This window comes from Nocardia sp. NPDC058058, assembly GCF_042885355.1.
GTDB lineage: Bacteria > Actinomycetota > Actinomycetes > Mycobacteriales > Mycobacteriaceae > Nocardia.
Genome location: NZ_JBHVSA010000002.1, coordinates 1,834,956 through 1,852,448, shown reverse-complemented (window position 1 = coordinate 1,852,448; position 17,493 = coordinate 1,834,956). Strand labels below are relative to the sequence as shown.

Genomic DNA, 17,493 nt, shown 5'->3' with positions numbered 1-17,493 from the left:
GAGATTGACCGAAAAAAGGCCCACCTGTCAAACCGTGCAGAGTGTCGCGGCGGGTCAGGAATCGCAGACCAGCCACAGACTGCCGGAACGGGTGAAGTGCCAGGTGGAGGTTGATTCCTTCCCGGCCGTATCGAAGGTGACCTGCGCGGTGGCCCGGTCCCCGGTCACCGCCGGATCGCCGAGTTTCACGAAGTCGAAGGCGGTACCGTCACCCGCCTTGGCGGGGGCGAGCGGGGAGCGTTCCTCGGTGAATCCGTCGCAGACCACGCGGGGGTCCAGTGTGCCGGTGGCGCTGCGGGATTGGAGGAACTTGCGGGAGGCCAGCTCGAGCCGGTCCGAATCTGTGACATTCTTCTCAACCGGCGAAACCAGGGCGGCGACCACGATTCCCACGATCACCAGCACCAGGACGCCCGCGGCGACCAGGAATGGCAGCATGCTGCGCGCACTGCTCTGATCGATCGGTATCTGCTGGTCGTCGGCATCTTCCATGACTCGATCATGCCCGGTCACGGCGGTGCGATCGGGCGCGACACCGGCATTTCACGCTGCTGGGCGTCCGCACAGTTGCGCGGCACCGGCGCGGGCGGGGGCTTCCGCCCACCGATAGAATCAGCAGAATTTCCGGTTGAAAACGGAAATAGCAGGACCACGCAGCAACGCTGCAGCTTCGGGGATTCCAATGAAGGGCACCCCGGGGCGAGGGCGTCAACTTAGCCTAAGCTAAGAAAGACGGCTGAGACTTGACGGCAAGATAGTTCAACCAAAGGGTGCGCCAAGAATGACCGAACAAGCAGCGACCCGCCCGCTTCGTATAGCGATCGTGGGCGCCGGCCCGGCCGGAATCTACGCGGCGGACGCGTTGATGAAATCCGACGCCGACGTGAGCATCGACCTGTACGAGCGGATGCCCGCGCCGTTCGGCCTGATCCGCTACGGCGTCGCCCCGGACCACCCGCGCATCAAGGGCATCATCACCGCCCTGCACAAGGTGCTGGACAAGCCGCAGGTGCGCCTGCTCGGCAATATCGACTACGGCGTCGACATCAACCTCGAAGATCTGCAGCGCTTCTACGACGCGGTCATCTTCTCCACCGGCGCCAACGCCGACCGCGCGCTCGAGGTCCCGGGCATCGAACTCGACGGCTCCTACGGCGCCGCGGACTTCGTCTCCTGGTACGACGGCCACCCGGACGTGCCGCGCGAATGGCCCCTCGAAGCCGAGAAGGTCGCGGTCCTGGGCGTCGGCAACGTGGCCCTGGATGTGGCGCGCGTGCTCGCCAAGACCGGCGACGAACTGCTGCCCACCGAGATCCCGCCGAACGTGTACGACGGTCTCAAGGAGAACAAGGCCCTGGAAGTGCACGTCTTCGGACGTCGCGGCCCGGCGCAGGCCAAGTTCACCCCGCTCGAGCTACGCGAACTCGATCACTCGCCGACCATCGAGGTCATCGTCGATCCCGAGGACATCGACTACGACGAGGGTTCCGAGGCCGCGCGCCGGCACTCCAAGCAGGTCGACATGATCTGCAACACCCTCGAGCAGTGGGCCATCCGCGACGTCGGCAACCGCCCGCACAAGCTCTTCCTGCACTTCTTCGAGAACCCGGCCGAAATCCTCGGCGCGGACGGCAAGGTCGTCGGCCTGCGCACCGAGCGCACCGCGCTCGACGGCACCGGAAACGTCAAGGGCACCGGCGAATTCAAGGATTGGGACGTCACCGCCATCTACCGCGCGGTCGGCTACCTGTCGCAGAACATCCCCGCCCTGCCGTTCGACGATCAGGCGGGCACCGTGCCCAACGAGGCCGGTCGCGTCCTCATCGACGAGAACGCCGACGGTGCGGCGCGTTTCATGCCGCAGACCTACGTCACCGGCTGGATCAAGCGCGGACCCGTCGGCCTCATCGGCCACACCAAGGGTGACGCCAACGAGACCATCGCCTGCCTGCTCGACGACGCCGCGAAGTTCACCGCGGCCGCCGAGCCGGAACTCGATGCGGTCACCAAATTCCTGGAGGACAAGGGCGTCCCCTTCACCACGTGGGCCGGTTGGTACCGCCTGGACGCGCACGAGCGCGCCCTCGGCGAGCCCGAAGGCCGCGAGCGGGTCAAGGTCGTCGAGCGCGAGGACATGCTGCGCGCCAGCGAACCGGACAAGGTTTCCTGATCAACCTGGTTCCCCTCGACTGACCTGGCCCAATCCGACAGGTGGACAAGGTTTTCCGCACTTGTCACCGTTGTGAGGCATGCTGATCACGTGTTCGATGCCCATCTCCACATCTTCGACCCGCGGTTCCCGCTGGCCGAGAACGAGGGCTACCTGCCCGACCCGTACACCGTCGCCGATTATCGACGCCGCATGCAGCGCTTCGATATCGACGGCGGCGCGGTGGTCAGCGGGTCGTTCCAGGGCACCGATACCAGTTATCTCCGGGCAGCCCTCGCCGAATTGGGTGCGGGCTGGGTCGGCGTCGTCAATCTGAACGAGGACGCCACCGACGCCGAGATCCTGGAATTGAACCGCGCGGGCGTGCGCGCGGTCCGGTTCAATTTCAAGCGCGCGGGCGGCGATATCGTCGGGCTCACCATGCTGGCGCGGCGGGCCTACGAGCTGGCCGGATGGCATGTCGAGCTGTACATCGACGGGTCCATGCTGGGATCGCTGGAACCGGTCATCACCAAACTGCCCAAGCTGTCCATCGATCACATGGGCATGTCCGACGACTGCCTGCCCTACCTGCTGAATCTGGTCGATCGCGGGGCCAAGGTGAAGGCCTCCGGCTTCGGGCGGGTCGCCATGAATGTCGGGATGGCGCTGCGCAAGGTGCACGCGGTGAATCCCGAGGCGCTCATGTTCGGGTCCGATCTGCCCGGCACCCGCGCCGGGCGGCCGTTCCTGGACTCCGATATGCGGATCATCTCCGATTCGGTCGGTAGTGACCTGCACAAGGTGCTGGACGACAACGCCCGCGCCTTCTACGGGCTGCCCGCCAAGGAACGCCGCATCGAGGATCCGACACCGACCGTGCCGCTGTTCGGACCGGAATCACCGACGCTGCGCCTGCACCGCTCCGAACTGCCGGCACCGGCGGACACCTTGCCGCTACCCAGGATCGACCCTAGGTCGCGATAGCGGCGATCAGCCAAACACCCGCTGCCAGTAGCGCACCCAGCAATTCCACCAGCATCGACAGCCCGACGCCCTTGAGCGCGTGCACCGTCGACCGCCAGGCCGGAGTCTGTTCGCGCAACCGCTGCAACTCCGAAACATAAACGCCGAGAACGAATCCCAGAATCAACCCGATCACCGGCACCACGAAGAAGCCGATGATGCCCAGCACCGCGCCCAAGAGCAGCGACCGATTCGGCACCCCCGCCTCGCGCAATTTCCGGCCCGGCCAGGTGTACTTGATGACGCCGCTGATCACCAAAAGCGTTGCGCAGGCGGCGAATACACCCCACGCCGTCGCACCCCCGGTCATGATCGCCCACACCAGAATGGCCACCAGAATCAGGATCACGCCGGGCAGAATCGGCACGATCACCCCGAGCAGTCCGACAAGTATCGCGAGGCCGACCAAGACCTCGCCCGATGCACTCACCGCTGTTCCTCCCACACTGCCGACTTGCACGCATTGTCGCCCACCCGGGCGAATTCCGCTCACACCTTCGGTGTCGCGCACGACATCGGCGGATGTCTTCGTGCACATCGCCAAGACCCGCGCGCGCGGCCGGACGGCCTTGCCGCGGGGCCGGGGTGTCACGTTATTGTCGTAGCGTCAACACCGGTGTTGTGGCCGGTGCGCTGGAACGATGAACCGAGGTAGGGCGTGAGCACTCCATCCACCGCCAAGCAGGGCCCGCTCGCGGGGGTCCGGGTAGTTGAACTCGCCGGAATCGGCCCCGGACCGCATGCGGCGCTGCTGCTCGCGGATCTGGGCGCGGACGTGGTGCGGGTGCAGCGGCCGAACCAGCTGCCCGGCTTCATGGAGCGGCCGCAGTGGCGCGGGCGCACCATCGTCGAGGCCAATCTCAAGGATCCGGCCGATATCGAGAAGGTGCTCGGGCTGATCGAGAAGGCCGATGTGCTGCTCGAGGGCTTCCGACCCGGCGTCACCGAGCGCATGGGACTGGGACCGGACGTCGCGCTGGAGCGCAATCCCAAACTCGTCTACGGCCGCATGACCGGCTGGGGCCAGTACGGTCCGCTCGCCGATCGCGCCGGGCACGACATCAACTACATCTCGCTCACCGGCGTGCTCAATGCCATCGGGCGCAAGGGCGAGCGGCCGGTGCCGCCGCTGAACATGGTCGGCGACTTCGGCGGCGGGTCCATGTTCCTGGTGTTCGGCATTCTGGCCGCGCTGGTGGAACGCCAGTCCTCGGGTAAGGGTCAGGTCATCGACTCCGCCATGATCGATGGGGCGCTTGCCCTTTCGCACATGATCTGGGGCATGAAGGGCGTCGGACTCTGGTCCGATGAGCGCGGCACCAACCTGCTCGACACCGGTATGGCGTTCTACGACACCTACGAGACCTCCGACGGCAAGTACATGGCGGTCGGCTGCATCGAACCGCAGTTCTACGCGGAAATGCTGAAGGGCCTGGAGATTTCGCCGGAGGGCCTGCCGTTCCAGATCGACCCGAACGGTCAGGAAGAACTGCGCAAGATCTTCACCGAGAAGTTCAAGACCAAGACCCGCGACGAGTGGTGGGCCATCTTCGAACACACCGACGCGTGCACCACCCCGGTGCTGACCTTCACCGAGGCGGAACAGAACCCGCACATCCAGGCACGCACCGGACTGATCGAGATCGACGGCATCGTGCAGCACGCCCCGGCCCCGCGTTTCTCGCGCACCCCCGCGGGCATCCCCACCCCGCCGCCGAACGAGGGCACCCCGATCGAAACCGTTTGGGCGGACTGAGCGATACCCCCTTCGCGGGGTAGGCGGTGGCATTCGAATCGAATGCCACCGCCTTTTTTCATAGCCGGTTCGCATGAAAAGCGTGATAGCGGTGGCAGATCACAGCAGCTGGGCAGCTATTTAGCTTGAGTATCGACCTCGCCACCCGATAGCTTCAACAGCGCCGGAGCCCACTGTCCCAGTCGGCTTCGCTCCACAGTCTGAAGTCGTCAATCATCGGGGGAAATACCGTGCTGTCTCGTCGCTCCACCATGCTCGCAACCCGCATCGCCACCCTGTGCGCGCTGCCCGTCGCCGCCGCCGTGATGCTCTCGGGCACCGCTCAGGCCGCGCCGATCGCCCAGCCCGCCGCGATCACCGCACCGGCGGCAATCGACCAGCTTCCGGCCGCCGCCGCCGTCTCCGCACCGGTCCCGGCCGCGGCGATCGACGCTCCGGCGGGCCCGGACCTGACCAAGGTCGGTAATGCCGCCCTCGTCGGCGCGGGCATCGGCGCGGTGGCGGCGGGCGTTCCGGCCGCGGTCATCGGCGCGGCGGGCGGCGCGGTCGCCGGTGGCGTCGTCGGCGCGGGCGTCGGATTCCTGATCGGCATCGGCGCTCCCGCCCTCGCCACCCTGACCGCCGCCGCCGTCGGCTGCGCGACCACCGGTTGCGTCATCGATGTCCCGATCTTCGTGGCCGGTCTGGCCGCCGAGGCCGCGGGCGCGGCCGGTGGCATCGCGCTCGGCGCGGCGATCGGCGCGGTCGGCGGCGGTGCGCTCGGCGCGGCCGCTCTCGGCCTGCCCGCCGCGGCGGTCGGTGCGGGCATCGGTGCCGCCATCGGCGCGGGCGCGGGTGCCGCCGGAGTAGCGGGCTGATCCACGAGTCGCACGCTGTCCGGCAACGGCGGCGCTGAGCGAAATACGAAGCGGCGGCACCCGATTGGGTGCCGCCGCTTTCATATGGGTCGGAACTGCTGCCGACTTCCGTCGTTGGCGATCGGCTTCCGGCCGGGAAGCCGATGAACCAAATCAGGCGGAGGGCTCGACCAGCTGGATGTCCAGCTCGATGGCGATCTTGTCGCCGAGCATGGCGGTCGGCAGGCCGGAGGCGATATTGAACTCGCTGCGCTTGATGGTGCCGGTGGCGGTGAAGCCGGCGTGCTGCTTCTGGTCGCCGGGGAACAGCTGGACGCCGCCCCACTCGACATCGAGGGTGACGGGCTTCACGACGCCGCCGAGGGTGACCTCACCGGTTACCTCGAACTCTTCGGCGATGTCGACCGGCTCGGTGACCTTGAAGTGCAGGGTGGACAGGTTGGCGGTGTCGAGGATGTCGGCACTGCGGACGTGGCCGTCGCGGGCCTCGTTGCCGGTGTCGAAGGAGTCGAGGTAGATGGTGGCCTCGATGGTGACGGCCTTACCGGCCTCGTCCACCACGAAGGCGGTCTCGAACTTGTTGAAGCGGCCGCGCACCTTGGAGATGCCCAGGTGGCGAGCGGTGAAGTTCACCGAGGAGTGGTTGGCGTCGAGGTCCCAGGAACCGGAGGCCAGGCGGGTCTGCTCAGAAGTCGTCATGTCCACTATTCAAGCGGACCCCAGTCCGGTTAGCCACACCGTCTTGATCCTGGCACTGGCAGGGCTGGGATAACGAGGCTTGGAACAGGCACTATGGATATGTGTCCAGATCCGAGTTCGCCGAATTCCTGATCGCGCGCCGCGCGCAATTGCAGCCCGAAGACGTCGGCCTGCCCGCGGGGCGGCGTCGCCGCACCCCCGGATTGCGCCGCGAAGAGGTCGCCGCACTCGCCGGTGTCAGCTCGGATTATCTGGCCAGACTGGAACAGGGCCGGGACAGCAACCCCTCCAGCTCCGTTCTCGGCGCGATAGCGGATGCCTTGCGGCTCAACGAAGTTGAGCGCCACCACTTCGGCAGGCTGGCCATGAGCATGGAGCAGAAGGCCAGCTGCCCCTCGGCCGGGCAGTCGCGCGAACAGGTCTCCGACACCATGCGCGCGGTACTGGACGCATTGCACCCCACCCCCGCCTTCATGCTCGGGCGCTGGCTGGACCTGCTGGCCTGGAATCCGGCCTGGCAGGATTTCGCCGAACCGCTCGGCATGCTCGACGAATCCGTGCACGGCAATTTCGGCACCTACGTGTTCGCCCATCCGGACGCGCCGAAATACATTCGGAACTGGTCCGATGCCGCCGATATGGTGGCCTCCGCGCTGCGCGCCAAGCAGACCCAATTCCCCGACGATCGCAGTCTGGAAGCCCGTATCACCGCACTGCAGCGCTATCCGGAATTCGAGCGACGCTGGCGCGAGCACCTGGTCATCGACTACCGCACGCACGTGCTGATCATCGAACATCCGCAGCGCGGGCAGGTCGAGGTGGAGATCGAATCGATGGATCCGCTCGCCGATCTGACCATTCAGATCTGGCTGGTCGACCGCCGCAAGGCGCATGCGCCGGGATTGCGGCTGGTCAACGAATAAACCCTCACATTTCAGGCTATTTCGTTCCTCCCGCTCACGAAGGGCGAGCGAACTACAGTTGAAGCCATGGCTCGGAATTGGCCCATGGTCGAACGGGAGAGCGAGCTCGAGGCGATCACCGCGGCGCTGACCGGCGACGAATTCGTCGGCGCGGTGCTCACCGGCGACGCGGGGGTCGGCAAGACCACCCTCGCCCGCCTGGCCACCTCGGCGGTGCACGGCGGCACCGGAAATATCCGCTGGGTGGCGGGCACCGAATCGGCGCGCAGCATTCCGCTCGGGGTCTTCGCCCATATGGTCGGGGTGTACACCGCGCACGATCCGGTCACCTTCATGGCCGCCGCGCGCGAGGCGCTGCTCGCGGACGGGCACACCATCATCGGCGTCGATGACGCGCATCTGCTCGATCAGCTTTCCGCCACACTGCTTTTGCAGCTCGCCATCGACAAGGCCGCGCATATCGTGGCCACCGTGCGCAGCGGGGTGCCGGTGCCGGACGCGGTGACCTCGCTGTGGAAGGACGGGCATCTGCTGCGCATCGACCTGTCGCCGTTCACGCAGCGGCAGAGCGTCGAGCTGGTGGAGAACATGCTCGGCGGGCAGCTGGAGGGGTTCACCAGCAATCTGATGTGGGAATCCTCCGGGGGGAACGCGCTTTTCCTGCGGCACCTGGTCGAGGGCGCACTGGAGGCCGGGACGCTGCGACAGGTCAACGGGGTCTGGCAGTTGCGCGGAAGGGCCGCTGTCACTTCGCAATTGGCGGCGCTGCTGGAGGATCGGGTGGAACAGCTGCCCGAACCCGTGCTGCGGGTGCTGGAACTGCTCACCTTCTGCGAACCCATCGACCTGGACGTACTCGCCGAACTGACGGGCGAGCAGGCCGTGGAGACCGCCGAATCACGCGGTGTCATCAGGATTGTCGAGCACGGGCGGCAACTGCTGGTGCGATACAACCATCCGCTGTTCGGGGAGGTGATTCGGCGGCGGCTCGGCATCGCCTCGGCGCGGCGACTGCGCGGACGGCTGTTCACCTCGCTCAAGGAACGGCCGATCAATTCCGCCTCCGATCGCATCCGGCTGGCCGAATTGGCTTTGGACAGTGACAAATCCGCGGATCTGGAACTGTTCGAGGCGGCCGCCGCCGATGCCATCGGATTGGCGAATCTGCCACTGGGAGAACGTTTCGCACGCGCCGCCGTGGAGCGCGGCGGCGGAGTCGAGGCGGCGGATCTGCTGGCGCGGGCGCTGCTGTGGCAGGGGCATCGCATCGAAGCCGAACGCACCCTCGCGGCCTTCGATCCGGACCAGTTGAACGAGGTACAGCTGGCGCGCTGGGGCTCCACCCGCGTCTCGAATCTGCTGTGGTCCATGGGCGATGCCGATCGGGCCGACGAGGTGCTGGCCTCGGTGCGCAGCCGGGCCACCCATCCCAAGATCGTCGCCATCCTGGACGGGGTGGCGTCCGCGTGCGCGGTCAACGAGAACAAGCTCGACGAGGCGTTCGCGTTCGCCGAACCCGTCATGGCGGCGAATGACGTTCCGCCCTGGGCTGTTTGGTGGGCGGCGTTCGGCGGCGGCCTGGCCCTGGCGCTGATGGGGCGCGGGGAGGCGGCGCGACAGTACGCCGAACGCGGGCACGCCATCGAATCGCATATCGACGGATTGAACCGGTTCATGTCCACGCACGCGGAGGTGCTGGCGCTCACCTTCACCGGCGATATGGATGCCGCGCGACGTTGTGCCAGCAGCAATTACACGTACTCATCGCCGGGGCAGTATCTGGCGTGGGGCATGACCAAGATTTTGCAGGGCACCGTCGATGTGGCGCAGGGACGATTCCCCGAGGGCATCGACAACCTCGAACAGGCGCTCGCCGCGCTCACCACCGAAGGCAAGGCCGCCTGGATGTTCCCCGCCAGACTGCAACTGGCGGAAGCGTATTCGGCGCTGGGCCGGGCCTCGGAGGCGGCCGAATCCATCGCGGCGGCCGAGGAACGCGGCGGCAGGCACAGTGCGGTGTACGAACCCATGCTGGAGATCGCCAAGGCCTGGCAGGCGGCGGCGGAAGGCACCGCGACACCGGCGATTCGGCTCGCCCTGGGTGCGGCCGACGCGGCGGCGCGATCACATCAGCACGCCATCGAGGCGATGGCGCTGCACACCGCGGCGCGGTTCGGCGATCATTCGGTGGCGGGACGGCTCGCCGATCTGGCCGCGCGGGTGGATGGGCGACTGGTTCAGGTGCAATCCCGGCACGCGGTGGCGGTCGCCGCCCATGACGGGGCCGGATTGGACACCGCCGCAGCCGAATTCGAGGCCATGGGGGTGTTGCTGTCGGCGGCCGACGCCGCCGCGCAGGCCGCGTCCGCGCATGAACGGTCCGGTGATCGGCGGCGGCTGCTGGAATCGGCCGCCACCGCGAATCGGCTCGCGGCCGCGTGCGGCGGGGCCAGCACGCCCGCGCTGCGGCAGTCCGCGCAACCGCTGCCGCTCACCGCGCGCGAACGCGAGATCGCGAACCTGGTCGCGGCGGGGCTCTCGAACCGGCAGATCGCGGATCGGCTGACCGTATCGGTGCGCACCGTGGAGGGGCATCTGTACCGGGCGTGCATCAAGCTCGATGTCACCGATCGGGAGGCGCTGGCCGAGCTCATGCGCGGCGGGTCACCTTCCGGCAAATCAGAGGCCTGAACCGGCGGCAGCATCTTGAAACCGCCTCTACCAGCAAGTGTGGGATATATCTCGAGCATCACCGTCAGGTAACGAATCGATTGATTCACATCTGGAATCACCCGTTTCCTTTCAGCTAACATCCCGCCGAGTGGCCGCTCCCGGCCACGGGGACAGTTCCAATCTGATGAGGGTGGTTTTCGGCGTGACTCGTCGGCATGACATGAATACCGGCGTTCGACGCGCCATCCGGCCCGCCCTCGGCGCACTGCCGCTGGCCTTCGCCATCGCCTGCGCGGGCGTCGCCCAGGCCATTCCGCAGCCCGGCGTGACCACCGGCCCCGCGCAGCCCGCCGCACCGAGCGTCGACACCACGCGCCAGCCCGGCACCACGGTCGAGCCGCCCGCACCGCAGGTCAATTACGCGGTGCCGCAGAACCATCGGCCGGTCCCGGTCGAGACCGAGCCCGCGCCCGCCGTGAACTGGCAGCAGCTGCACGCGCCCGAACCGGTCGCACCGGTGGCCCCGATCGCGCCGCCGCCGCGCACCGTCCGCATCGGCGACTTCACCACCCCCGCACCCGACGCGCTGCCGGACGCCATCCTGAACCCCGTCAATGACGCGGCCGCGGGCACCGAAGCCGCGCTCTCCACCGGCCTCCAGTCGGTCGGCATCAACCCCTCCCGCTCGGACAAGATCGCCGCGGGCACCGCGGGCGGCGCGGTCCTCGGCGCGGCCATCGTCGGCATCCCGTCCGCCATCGGCGGCGCGATCGGCGGCGGCCTCATCGGCGCGGGTGTGGGCGCGGGCATCGGAGCCGGTATCGGCGTCGCCATCGTCGCCGGAACGGCCGTCGCGGCGGGCGTTCCCACCGGCGGCCTCGGCGCGGTCATCGCCGCCCCCGCCGCCGTCCCCGTCATCGGCGGCGGCGCGCTCATCGGCGCGGGCGTCGGCGCGGCCGCGGGCGCGGCCCTCGGCGCGGCGGCCATCGGCATCCCCGCCGCCGTCCTCGGCGGCGTCGCGGGCGGAGCCGCCGGCGCCTTCCTCGGCGGCGCGTTCTAACCCGAACCGGAGATTCCGACCGCTCGCGCCCACCGGCGCGGGCGGCCCCGAATTCGCCTGGCGGACAACATGGATCGGTCCGGCACAGCGGCGGTCGACGTCCAACCGGGTGCCGATGGCACCGCAGCGCGACACACGAATTGCGCGGCCCAGCGGGCAGCACAGAGCTCCGATCCGGCCCGATCCACGGCCGCCCTGCACGGAAACGGCCGCGCTGCCGGTACCGGCAGCGGGTGTTCCGCCCGCCGCCGCGCGGGACACGGGGCCGGTAGGTGACGGACAACCGGCCTTCGACACGCGGTCCGAAAACTGCGGAGCACCAGCGTGTCTCGGCGTGCCGGGGTGCGAGGTTTTCAAGTCGCGATCGGATCCGGTGCTCGGCGCGCACGATCGAACCAGCTGCTCAGCGGGTATGGGGGCGTGGGGATCCGGTGCTGGAGCGCTTGGCGCGGCGGCCAATTTCATATCGCTTGGTTAATCGATTCAATCTGATGAGGGGTGGTGGTCCGGCGTGAACCGTCGGCAGCTCGTGAGGAAAACCGCGGTTCGCCGCGCCATGATCGTCGGCACGCTGCCGCTGGTATTCGCCGTGGCGTGCTCCGGCGCCTCCGAAACGCCCAGCGCGGCACCGGCATCCAGTGCTTCCGGCAGCTCTGGCACGGATACGCAGCCGGGCGTGCTGCCGCCGGGTACCGCCCCCGGCGGCGATGTCGTACCGGGCGCGGTACCGGGAATCACGCCGGGCACCCTGACCCCGGGTGCTCCTGGCACGCAACCCGGTGTGCAACCGGGGCCCGGAACCGCGTTCCCCACCCCGCAATTCGGTGCCGGACAGTCCCAGCCCGGCGTCACCTACCCGGCCGCTGACCGCGCAGGCGCGCGCCCCGGTCCTGTTCAGCCGGGCGTGACCACCCCCAATCGCCCGCCCGCACCGGCTCAGTCGCAACCGCAGGCGGATTACGCGGTCCCGGCCAACTTCCGGCCCATCCCGCAGATCGCACCGGCCCCGCCGGTGGACTGGCAGACCCTGCACGCCCCGACCGTGGTGCAGCCGGTAGCCCCCATCGCCCCGCCGCCGCGCACGCTCCGGCTCGGCGACTTCACCTCCCCCGTACCGGATGACATGCCCAACCAGACCCTGGATACGGTCAACAATGTCGCCGCTGGGGCCGAGGCCGCCATCGCCACCGGCTTCAATTCCATCGGTATCAACCCGAGCCGCTCCGATCGCATCGCGGCGGGCACCCTCGCCGGTGTCGCGGCCGGTGCGACGATCGGCGCGATCGGCGCGGGCGTCCCCGCCGCCATCGCGGGCGCGATCCCCGGTGCGGTGGTCGGCGCGGTCATCGGCGGCGTCGCGGGCGGAGCCCTCGGCACCATCGGCGCGACCGTCCTGCCCTGGACCGCCCCCATCGACATCCCCGGCGGCATCGCGGGCGGAGCCCTCATCGGCGCGGCAGTCGGCGGCGCTGCCGGAGCCGCCGCAGCGGGCATCCCGGCGGCCGCCCTCGGCGGCATCGCAGGTGGCGTAGCAGGCGGCGCTGTCGGCGGCTTCCTGGGCGGCGCGTTCTAACCCATTCCGCGAGCTAGTGCTACCGAAATGGGTATCCGCACAGACGAAGTCGCCGGATTCATCATCGGGTAAGACCCATGAATCGCCCGTGCCATACGAATTCGTATGGCACGGGCGGTTTTTCGTAGGCCAGCTGCCTAAACTCACATCGCGCTGAGGGAGCGAGCGTAGTTGAGCTGGTACACGATTGTCGGGAAGGTCTGCTGGTCCAAGACCGGGATCATTGTGGTGTGGAAGCGTCCACCAGCGGTGACCGTGACTTGGACGAAGCCCGTGATGACTCGTTCCTTGATGAGGAGGAAGAACAGGCCTAAGAAACAGAGCGGGAGGAACAAGATGGTCAGCACCACCGCGTAGGCGGGAATGCGATCTGCAGCGTGCGACATATCGGTCGCGGTCCAGATTGCACCGCGCAGCGGCAGCGTTCCCGAAGGTGTGACCACTGCGCCACCGACTACCGCGATATCACCGATGGCAATCAAGAGATTCGGCGCAGGCTGCGCGATGGGTGGAGTCCACACCGGTTGCGACACAAGCGGTCCGACGGATTGAGTGAACGGCATACCGGAGCCCGTATCAGGTGCGCCCAGCCGCGCGGGATCGTAGAACGGTTGGTGCTGATACGGATCTGCCATGTGCGCCCTCCCTGGTTTCACGCGAGTTCCCTGGCTGGGTTGCTCGCACAGATCACGAAATCACCGACGCCCCGCGCGATCCAAATTATTCTCATCCCGAATCCTCGAACGCGTGTGGTGTTCGCAGATCAGAAGAGGGTGGGTTCGCCGAAGCCGGGGGTGCGTTCTATTTCGAGGAGGCGCTGTTTGGTGTTGATGCCGCCGGGGGCGGAGAAGCCGTGCAGGGCGTGGTCGGCGGTGAGGACGCGGTGGCAGGGGACTATGAGGGGGATGGGGTTGCGGCCGAGGGATTGGCCTACGGCTTGGGCGCCGCCGGGGGCGCCTATGCGGTTGGCTATGTCGCCGTAGCTGAGGGTGTGGCCGGGGTGGATGGCGCGGGTTACGGCGTAGACGGCGCGGTCGAAGTCGTTGAGGGAGTTGATGTCCAGGGGGATCCAGTCGAGGTCGTCCAGGTCACCGGCGAGGTGGGCGCGGATCTTCTCGATGGCTGCCGCGATTTCGGGGGTGGGGTCAGCTTCGCGGATGTCGTAGACGCGATGCTTGCGCAGGATGTAGGCACGCGTGTCTTCCGGATCCGCCTCGGGGAGGGCGAAGCGCAGCACACCGGCGGCGCTCCAGGCGAGGGCACAGGTGCCGATCGCGGTATCGAAGAGCGCCGCCGAGGCGAGCGGGCGGTCCGGATGCGACATGGAGCCAGTGTGCACCGCGGTACCGACAAGTCCAGTTCCGGATGGCCGGTAGCCGCCAGCGCCAACCACTTCAGACCAGTTATCTAGAACTGGACTGTTTCTTCCCGGCAGGGGATGCTGGCCAGATGCGGCAGCGGCGAGCCACCGCGCCGCACCAGCCGGGTGCGCCGAGTGTGCCGCGCGACCAGGACGGCCGGTGGCTCATCCTGATGCGCATAGGCGGCGGCGAGGTCGGCATACTGCCTGGCCCCGTCATATTCCGAGACTGACCAGTCCGACATCGGCGCATGCGGCCGGTAGCGCTCCAGCAGTGCGCCCCAACGCTCATCCGGCGTGGGAGCGAACCGGTACACGATTCCGGCGAAGGCCGCGACAACCAGCAGGGAGATGAGCATTGCGATCATTATTCGATGGTGGCCCCCGCTGGACTTGAAGAAAATATCCAGTACCCGGATACTGGCCTTTATGGCGATACGAGTGATCGGGGCAGCCAGCCTCACCCGCGACCTGGGCCGCTGGCGGCAGGACGAGCCCGGCTCCCCCGCGGGCGAGAACAAACGCAGCACCAGGCCCGCGTACGTGGCACTGGCCGAGAGCATTCGACTGCTCATCCACGACGGCCGCGCACCCCTGGGCGTGGCACTGCCCAGTGAGCGCGATCTGGCCACCAGCCTGCATGTCAGCCGCACCACCGTCACCTCCGCGTACGCGCTGCTGCGCGAACACGGCTACCTGATCAGCAGGCAGGGTTCACGCAGTACGGTGGCGCTGCCGCCGACGGTCGTGCACGACGGCACCAAACCCGCGCGCAGCCTGCTCGCCATGATGGCGCAACCCGAACTCCCGACCATCGATATGACGTACGCGGCCATGTCCGCGCCGATCGAGATGACGGACGCGTACACCACTGCGCTGCAAGGACTTCCGACGTATCTGGGTACGCACGGCATGGATCCGGTCGGCATGCTCATGCTGCGCGAGGCGCTGGCCCGCCGCTATACCGAGCGCGGTCTGCCGACCGATCCGGATCAGATCCTGGTCACCCTCGGCGCACAGCACGGGCTGCGACTGCTGCTCAATGTGCTCACCACCCCGGCCGAGCGGGTGCTGATCGAGCATCCCTCGTACCCGAACGCCATCGAGGCCATCCGCGATGTCGGCGCGCGCCCGGTTCCGGTGCCGCTGCGCCCGGACGGCTGGGATCTGGATGGGATCCGCAGCGCCGCAAGACAAACCGCCGCCAGCGTCGCGTATCTGGTCCCGGATTATCACAATCCGACCGGCCTGCTGCTGCCCGCCGAGGGTCGCGCCGAACTGGCCGCCATCGCCCGCGAGACCCGCATGACGGTGATCGTCGACGAATCCATGGTCGACCTGCACCTCACCGATCACGAAATCATGCCGCCCGCAGCGTCATTCGCGCGCGGCTCGGAGATCGTCACCATCGGTTCGGCGTCGAAATCCTTCTGGGGCGGTCTGCGCGTCGGCTGGGTGCGCGCCAACCAGTCGCTCATCACCAAACTGCTCGGCACCCGCTCCACGGTGGACCTGGGCACCCCGGTCATGGACCAGCTGGCCACGGTGCACCTGCTCCAGCACGAGGACGAAATCCTCACCGTGCGAAGGGAACAACTGCGTTGCCGCCGCGCGGCGATGCTCGAGGCGTTGGCCGAGGACCTGCCCGATTGGCGGGTCTCCCCCGGCGCGGGCGGCATGTCGCTGTGGGCGCAACTCCCCGCCCCGGTCTCCACCGCATTGGCCGCGACAGCCCCGAATCACGGCGTATTGCTCGCCGCCGGACCACGTTTCGGCGTGCAGGGCGCGTTCGAGCGATTCCTGCGCCTGCCATATACGCACGAGGAAGCCGACATTCGCGTTGCGGTGAAGTCTCTCGCGGCGGCCTACGCGTCACTGACCCCGCACGCCGCGGAACCGCTCGCCCCGCTGACCTGCTACTGAAGAACCCCCGCTGAAATGAGTCACCCCCCGTTGCGTTTTCACGCAACGGGGGTGGAATTCTCAGACAGCGAAACGATCTCGGGATCTACTCCCGCGCTCTCAACTCAGGATGTCGTGGCGAACGATGGTCTGATCGCGGCCCGGGCCGACGCCGATGCAGGACATCCGCGCGCCCGAAAGCTCTTCCAGCCGCAGCACGTACGCCTGCGCGTTCGGCGGTAGGTCCTCGAACTTCCGCGCCCCGGAGATGTCCTCCCACCAGCCCGGCATCTCTTCGTAGATCGGCTTGGCGTGGTGGAAATCGGTTTGCGTGGTGGGCATTTCGTCGAACCGCTCACCGTCGATCTCGTAGGCGACGCAGATCGGGATGGTGTCCAGGCTGGACAGCACGTCGAGCTTGGTGAGGAAGTAGTCGGTGATGCCGTTGACGCGGGTGGCGTAGCGGCCGATCACGGCGTCGAACCAGCCGGTGCGGCGAGCGCGGCCGGTGGTGACGCCGACCTCGCCGCCGGTCTTGGCCAGGTACGCGCCGGACTCGTCGAAGAGTTCGGTCGGGAACGGGCCGGAGCCGACGCGGGTGGTGTACGCCTTCAGGATGCCGAGCACGGTCTCGATCTTGTTGGGGCCGATGCCCGAACCGACCGCCGCGCCGCCCGAGGTCGGGTTGGAGGAGGTGACGTAGGGGTAGGTGCCGTGGTCGACGTCCAGCAGGGTGCCCTGCGAACCCTCCAGCAGCACAATCTCTTCGCGTTCGAGAGCCTGGTTGAGCAGCAGGCGGGTGTCGGAGATGCGGTGCTTGAAGCCTTCGGCCTTTTCGAGCACCTCGTCGACGACCTGCTGCGGGTCGAGCGCGCGCCGGTTGTAGATCTTCACCAGCACCTGGTTCTTGAATTCCAGTGCGGCCTCGACCTTCTGGGTGAGGATCTTCTCATCCAGCACGTCGGCGACGCGGACGCCGACGCGGGCGACCTTGTCCTGGTAGCAGGGGCCGATACCGCGGCCGGTGGTGCCGATCTTCTTATTGCCGAGGAAGCGCTCGGTGACCTTATCGATGGCCACGTGGTACGGCATGATCAGGTGCGCGTCGGCGGACAGCAGCAGGCGGGAGGTGTCCACGCCGCGCTGTTCCAGGCCCGCGAGTTCGGTGAGCAGGACGCCCGGATCGATCACCACGCCGTTGCCGATGACGTTTGTCACACCGGGGGTGAGAATGCCGGACGGAATCAGATGCAGTGCGAAGTTGTCGCCATTGGGCAGCACCACGGTGTGGCCCGCGTTATTGCCGCCCTGGTAGCGCACAACCCATTGGACGCGGCCACCGAGCAGGTCGGTCGCTTTGCCCTTGCCCTCGTCGCCCCACTGGGCGCCGATCAGCACGATTGCCGGCATTAGAAGACTCCTACGGGTTCGACGCGCAGCATCGGTGATGCTGCAGCTACCCGCCGTCAGAAGGCGGTGGCCGGAGGGTCAGTCTAGTAGATGCTCGAATACGCC

16 protein-coding genes are annotated in these 17,493 nt (G+C 67.7%); 9 read left to right on the top strand and 7 right to left on the bottom strand.

What is annotated here, in order from left to right; genetic code table 11:
* Positions 1-54: 54 nt before the first annotated feature.
* On the bottom strand, positions 55-492 hold the full coding sequence (locus ACFVUS_RS23135) for a hypothetical protein (protein WP_387769655.1): 438 nt from the start codon (positions 490-492) through the stop codon (positions 55-57).
* A gap of 289 nt (positions 493-781) precedes the next feature.
* On the opposite strand from ACFVUS_RS23135, the gene ACFVUS_RS23130 reads away from it, so the two are divergent.
* Both ACFVUS_RS23130 and ACFVUS_RS23125 read left to right on the top strand, forming a co-directional pair.
* Positions 782-2,170 carry an FAD-dependent oxidoreductase gene (locus ACFVUS_RS23130; protein ID WP_387769653.1) on the top strand — a complete coding sequence of 463 codons (1,389 nt, stop codon included), beginning with the start codon at positions 782-784 and terminating at the stop codon, positions 2,168-2,170.
* Between the two features lie 90 nt (positions 2,171-2,260).
* Positions 2,261-3,136: an amidohydrolase family protein gene (locus ACFVUS_RS23125; protein ID WP_387769650.1), complete on the top strand. Its 876-nt coding sequence runs from the start codon at positions 2,261-2,263 to the stop codon at positions 3,134-3,136.
* Here the strand turns inward: ACFVUS_RS23125 and ACFVUS_RS23120 are convergent.
* Positions 3,123-3,605 (bottom strand): DUF456 domain-containing protein, encoded by a 483-nt coding sequence (locus tag ACFVUS_RS23120; protein WP_387769647.1) that lies wholly within the window; start codon positions 3,603-3,605, stop codon positions 3,123-3,125. The genes ACFVUS_RS23125 and ACFVUS_RS23120 overlap by 14 nt on opposite strands.
* A 228-nt stretch (positions 3,606-3,833) precedes the next feature.
* Here ACFVUS_RS23120 and ACFVUS_RS23115 point away from each other — a divergent pair, with 228 nt between their 5' ends.
* Together ACFVUS_RS23115 and ACFVUS_RS23110 are read left to right on the top strand one after the other, a co-directional pair.
* Positions 3,834-4,931 (top strand): CaiB/BaiF CoA transferase family protein, encoded by a 1,098-nt coding sequence (locus ACFVUS_RS23115; protein ID WP_387769644.1) that lies wholly within the window; start codon positions 3,834-3,836, stop codon positions 4,929-4,931.
* A gap of 230 nt (positions 4,932-5,161) precedes the next feature.
* Entirely contained in the window at positions 5,162-5,788 is a 627-nt protein-coding gene (locus ACFVUS_RS23110; RefSeq protein ID WP_387769641.1) for a hypothetical protein, read from the top strand.
* A gap of 153 nt (positions 5,789-5,941) precedes the next feature.
* Here the strand turns inward: ACFVUS_RS23110 and ACFVUS_RS23105 are convergent, their stop codons facing one another.
* Complete coding sequence (locus tag ACFVUS_RS23105; protein ID WP_387769638.1) at positions 5,942-6,487, bottom strand: YceI family protein; 546 nt, start codon at positions 6,485-6,487, stop codon at positions 5,942-5,944.
* A gap of 101 nt (positions 6,488-6,588) precedes the next feature.
* Here ACFVUS_RS23105 and ACFVUS_RS23100 point away from each other — a divergent pair, with 101 nt between their 5' ends.
* The 4 genes from ACFVUS_RS23100 to ACFVUS_RS23085 all read left to right on the top strand — a co-directional run bounded on the left by ACFVUS_RS23100 (position 6,589) and on the right by ACFVUS_RS23085 (position 12,716).
* Entirely contained in the window at positions 6,589-7,410 is an 822-nt protein-coding gene (locus ACFVUS_RS23100; protein WP_387769634.1) for a helix-turn-helix transcriptional regulator, read from the top strand.
* Positions 7,411-7,476: 66 nt separating this feature from the next.
* Positions 7,477-10,101, top strand: a complete 2,625-nt coding sequence (locus ACFVUS_RS23095; protein WP_387769631.1) for a LuxR C-terminal-related transcriptional regulator — start codon at positions 7,477-7,479, stop codon at positions 10,099-10,101.
* A gap of 184 nt (positions 10,102-10,285) precedes the next feature.
* On the top strand, positions 10,286-11,143 hold the full coding sequence (locus ACFVUS_RS23090; RefSeq protein ID WP_387769628.1) for a hypothetical protein: 858 nt from the start codon (positions 10,286-10,288) through the stop codon (positions 11,141-11,143).
* Between the two features lie 529 nt (positions 11,144-11,672).
* Complete coding sequence (locus ACFVUS_RS23085) at positions 11,673-12,716, top strand: hypothetical protein (protein ID WP_387769625.1); 1,044 nt, start codon at positions 11,673-11,675, stop codon at positions 12,714-12,716.
* A 143-nt stretch (positions 12,717-12,859) separates the two neighbouring features.
* Here ACFVUS_RS23085 and ACFVUS_RS23080 read toward each other — a convergent pair whose 3' ends face one another.
* From ACFVUS_RS23080 to ACFVUS_RS23070, 3 genes are all read right to left on the bottom strand, one after another.
* Positions 12,860-13,351, bottom strand: a complete 492-nt coding sequence (locus tag ACFVUS_RS23080) for a hypothetical protein (protein ID WP_387769621.1) — start codon at positions 13,349-13,351, stop codon at positions 12,860-12,862.
* A 128-nt stretch (positions 13,352-13,479) separates the two neighbouring features.
* Positions 13,480-14,040, bottom strand: coding sequence for a methylated-DNA--[protein]-cysteine S-methyltransferase (locus ACFVUS_RS23075; RefSeq protein WP_387769618.1), 561 nt, complete (start codon positions 14,038-14,040; stop codon positions 13,480-13,482).
* A gap of 83 nt (positions 14,041-14,123) precedes the next feature.
* Complete coding sequence (locus tag ACFVUS_RS23070; RefSeq protein ID WP_387769615.1) at positions 14,124-14,444, bottom strand: hypothetical protein; 321 nt, start codon at positions 14,442-14,444, stop codon at positions 14,124-14,126.
* Positions 14,445-14,505: 61 nt separating this feature from the next.
* Between ACFVUS_RS23070 and ACFVUS_RS23065 the strand changes: the two genes are divergently transcribed.
* Entirely contained in the window at positions 14,506-15,999 is a 1,494-nt protein-coding gene (locus ACFVUS_RS23065; protein WP_387769612.1) for a PLP-dependent aminotransferase family protein, read from the top strand.
* A 99-nt stretch (positions 16,000-16,098) separates the two neighbouring features.
* Here the strand turns inward: ACFVUS_RS23065 and ACFVUS_RS23060 are convergent, their stop codons facing one another.
* The gene (locus ACFVUS_RS23060; RefSeq protein WP_387769609.1) at positions 16,099-17,388 is read right to left on the bottom strand and encodes an adenylosuccinate synthase; all 1,290 of its coding nucleotides are present in this window, start codon (positions 17,386-17,388) and stop codon (positions 16,099-16,101) included.
* Positions 17,389-17,493 lie beyond the last annotated feature (105 nt).

Coding starts and splice junctions, on each gene's coding strand:
- ACFVUS_RS23105 (WP_387769638.1), bottom strand. CDS start 6,487: ATGACGACTTCTGAGCAGACCCGCCTGGCCTCCGGTTCCTGGGACCTC.
- ACFVUS_RS23095 (WP_387769631.1), top strand. CDS start 7,477: ATGGCTCGGAATTGGCCCATGGTCGAACGGGAGAGCGAGCTCGAGGCG.
- ACFVUS_RS23075 (WP_387769618.1), bottom strand. CDS start 14,040: ATGTCGCATCCGGACCGCCCGCTCGCCTCGGCGGCGCTCTTCGATACC.
- ACFVUS_RS23065 (WP_387769612.1), top strand. CDS start 14,506: ATGGCGATACGAGTGATCGGGGCAGCCAGCCTCACCCGCGACCTGGGC.
- ACFVUS_RS23130 (WP_387769653.1), top strand. CDS start 782: ATGACCGAACAAGCAGCGACCCGCCCGCTTCGTATAGCGATCGTGGGC.
- ACFVUS_RS23070 (WP_387769615.1), bottom strand. CDS start 14,444: ATGATCGCAATGCTCATCTCCCTGCTGGTTGTCGCGGCCTTCGCCGGA.
- ACFVUS_RS23080 (WP_387769621.1), bottom strand. CDS start 13,351: ATGGCAGATCCGTATCAGCACCAACCGTTCTACGATCCCGCGCGGCTG.
- ACFVUS_RS23135 (WP_387769655.1), bottom strand. CDS start 492: ATGGAAGATGCCGACGACCAGCAGATACCGATCGATCAGAGCAGTGCG.
- ACFVUS_RS23060 (WP_387769609.1), bottom strand. CDS start 17,388: ATGCCGGCAATCGTGCTGATCGGCGCCCAGTGGGGCGACGAGGGCAAG.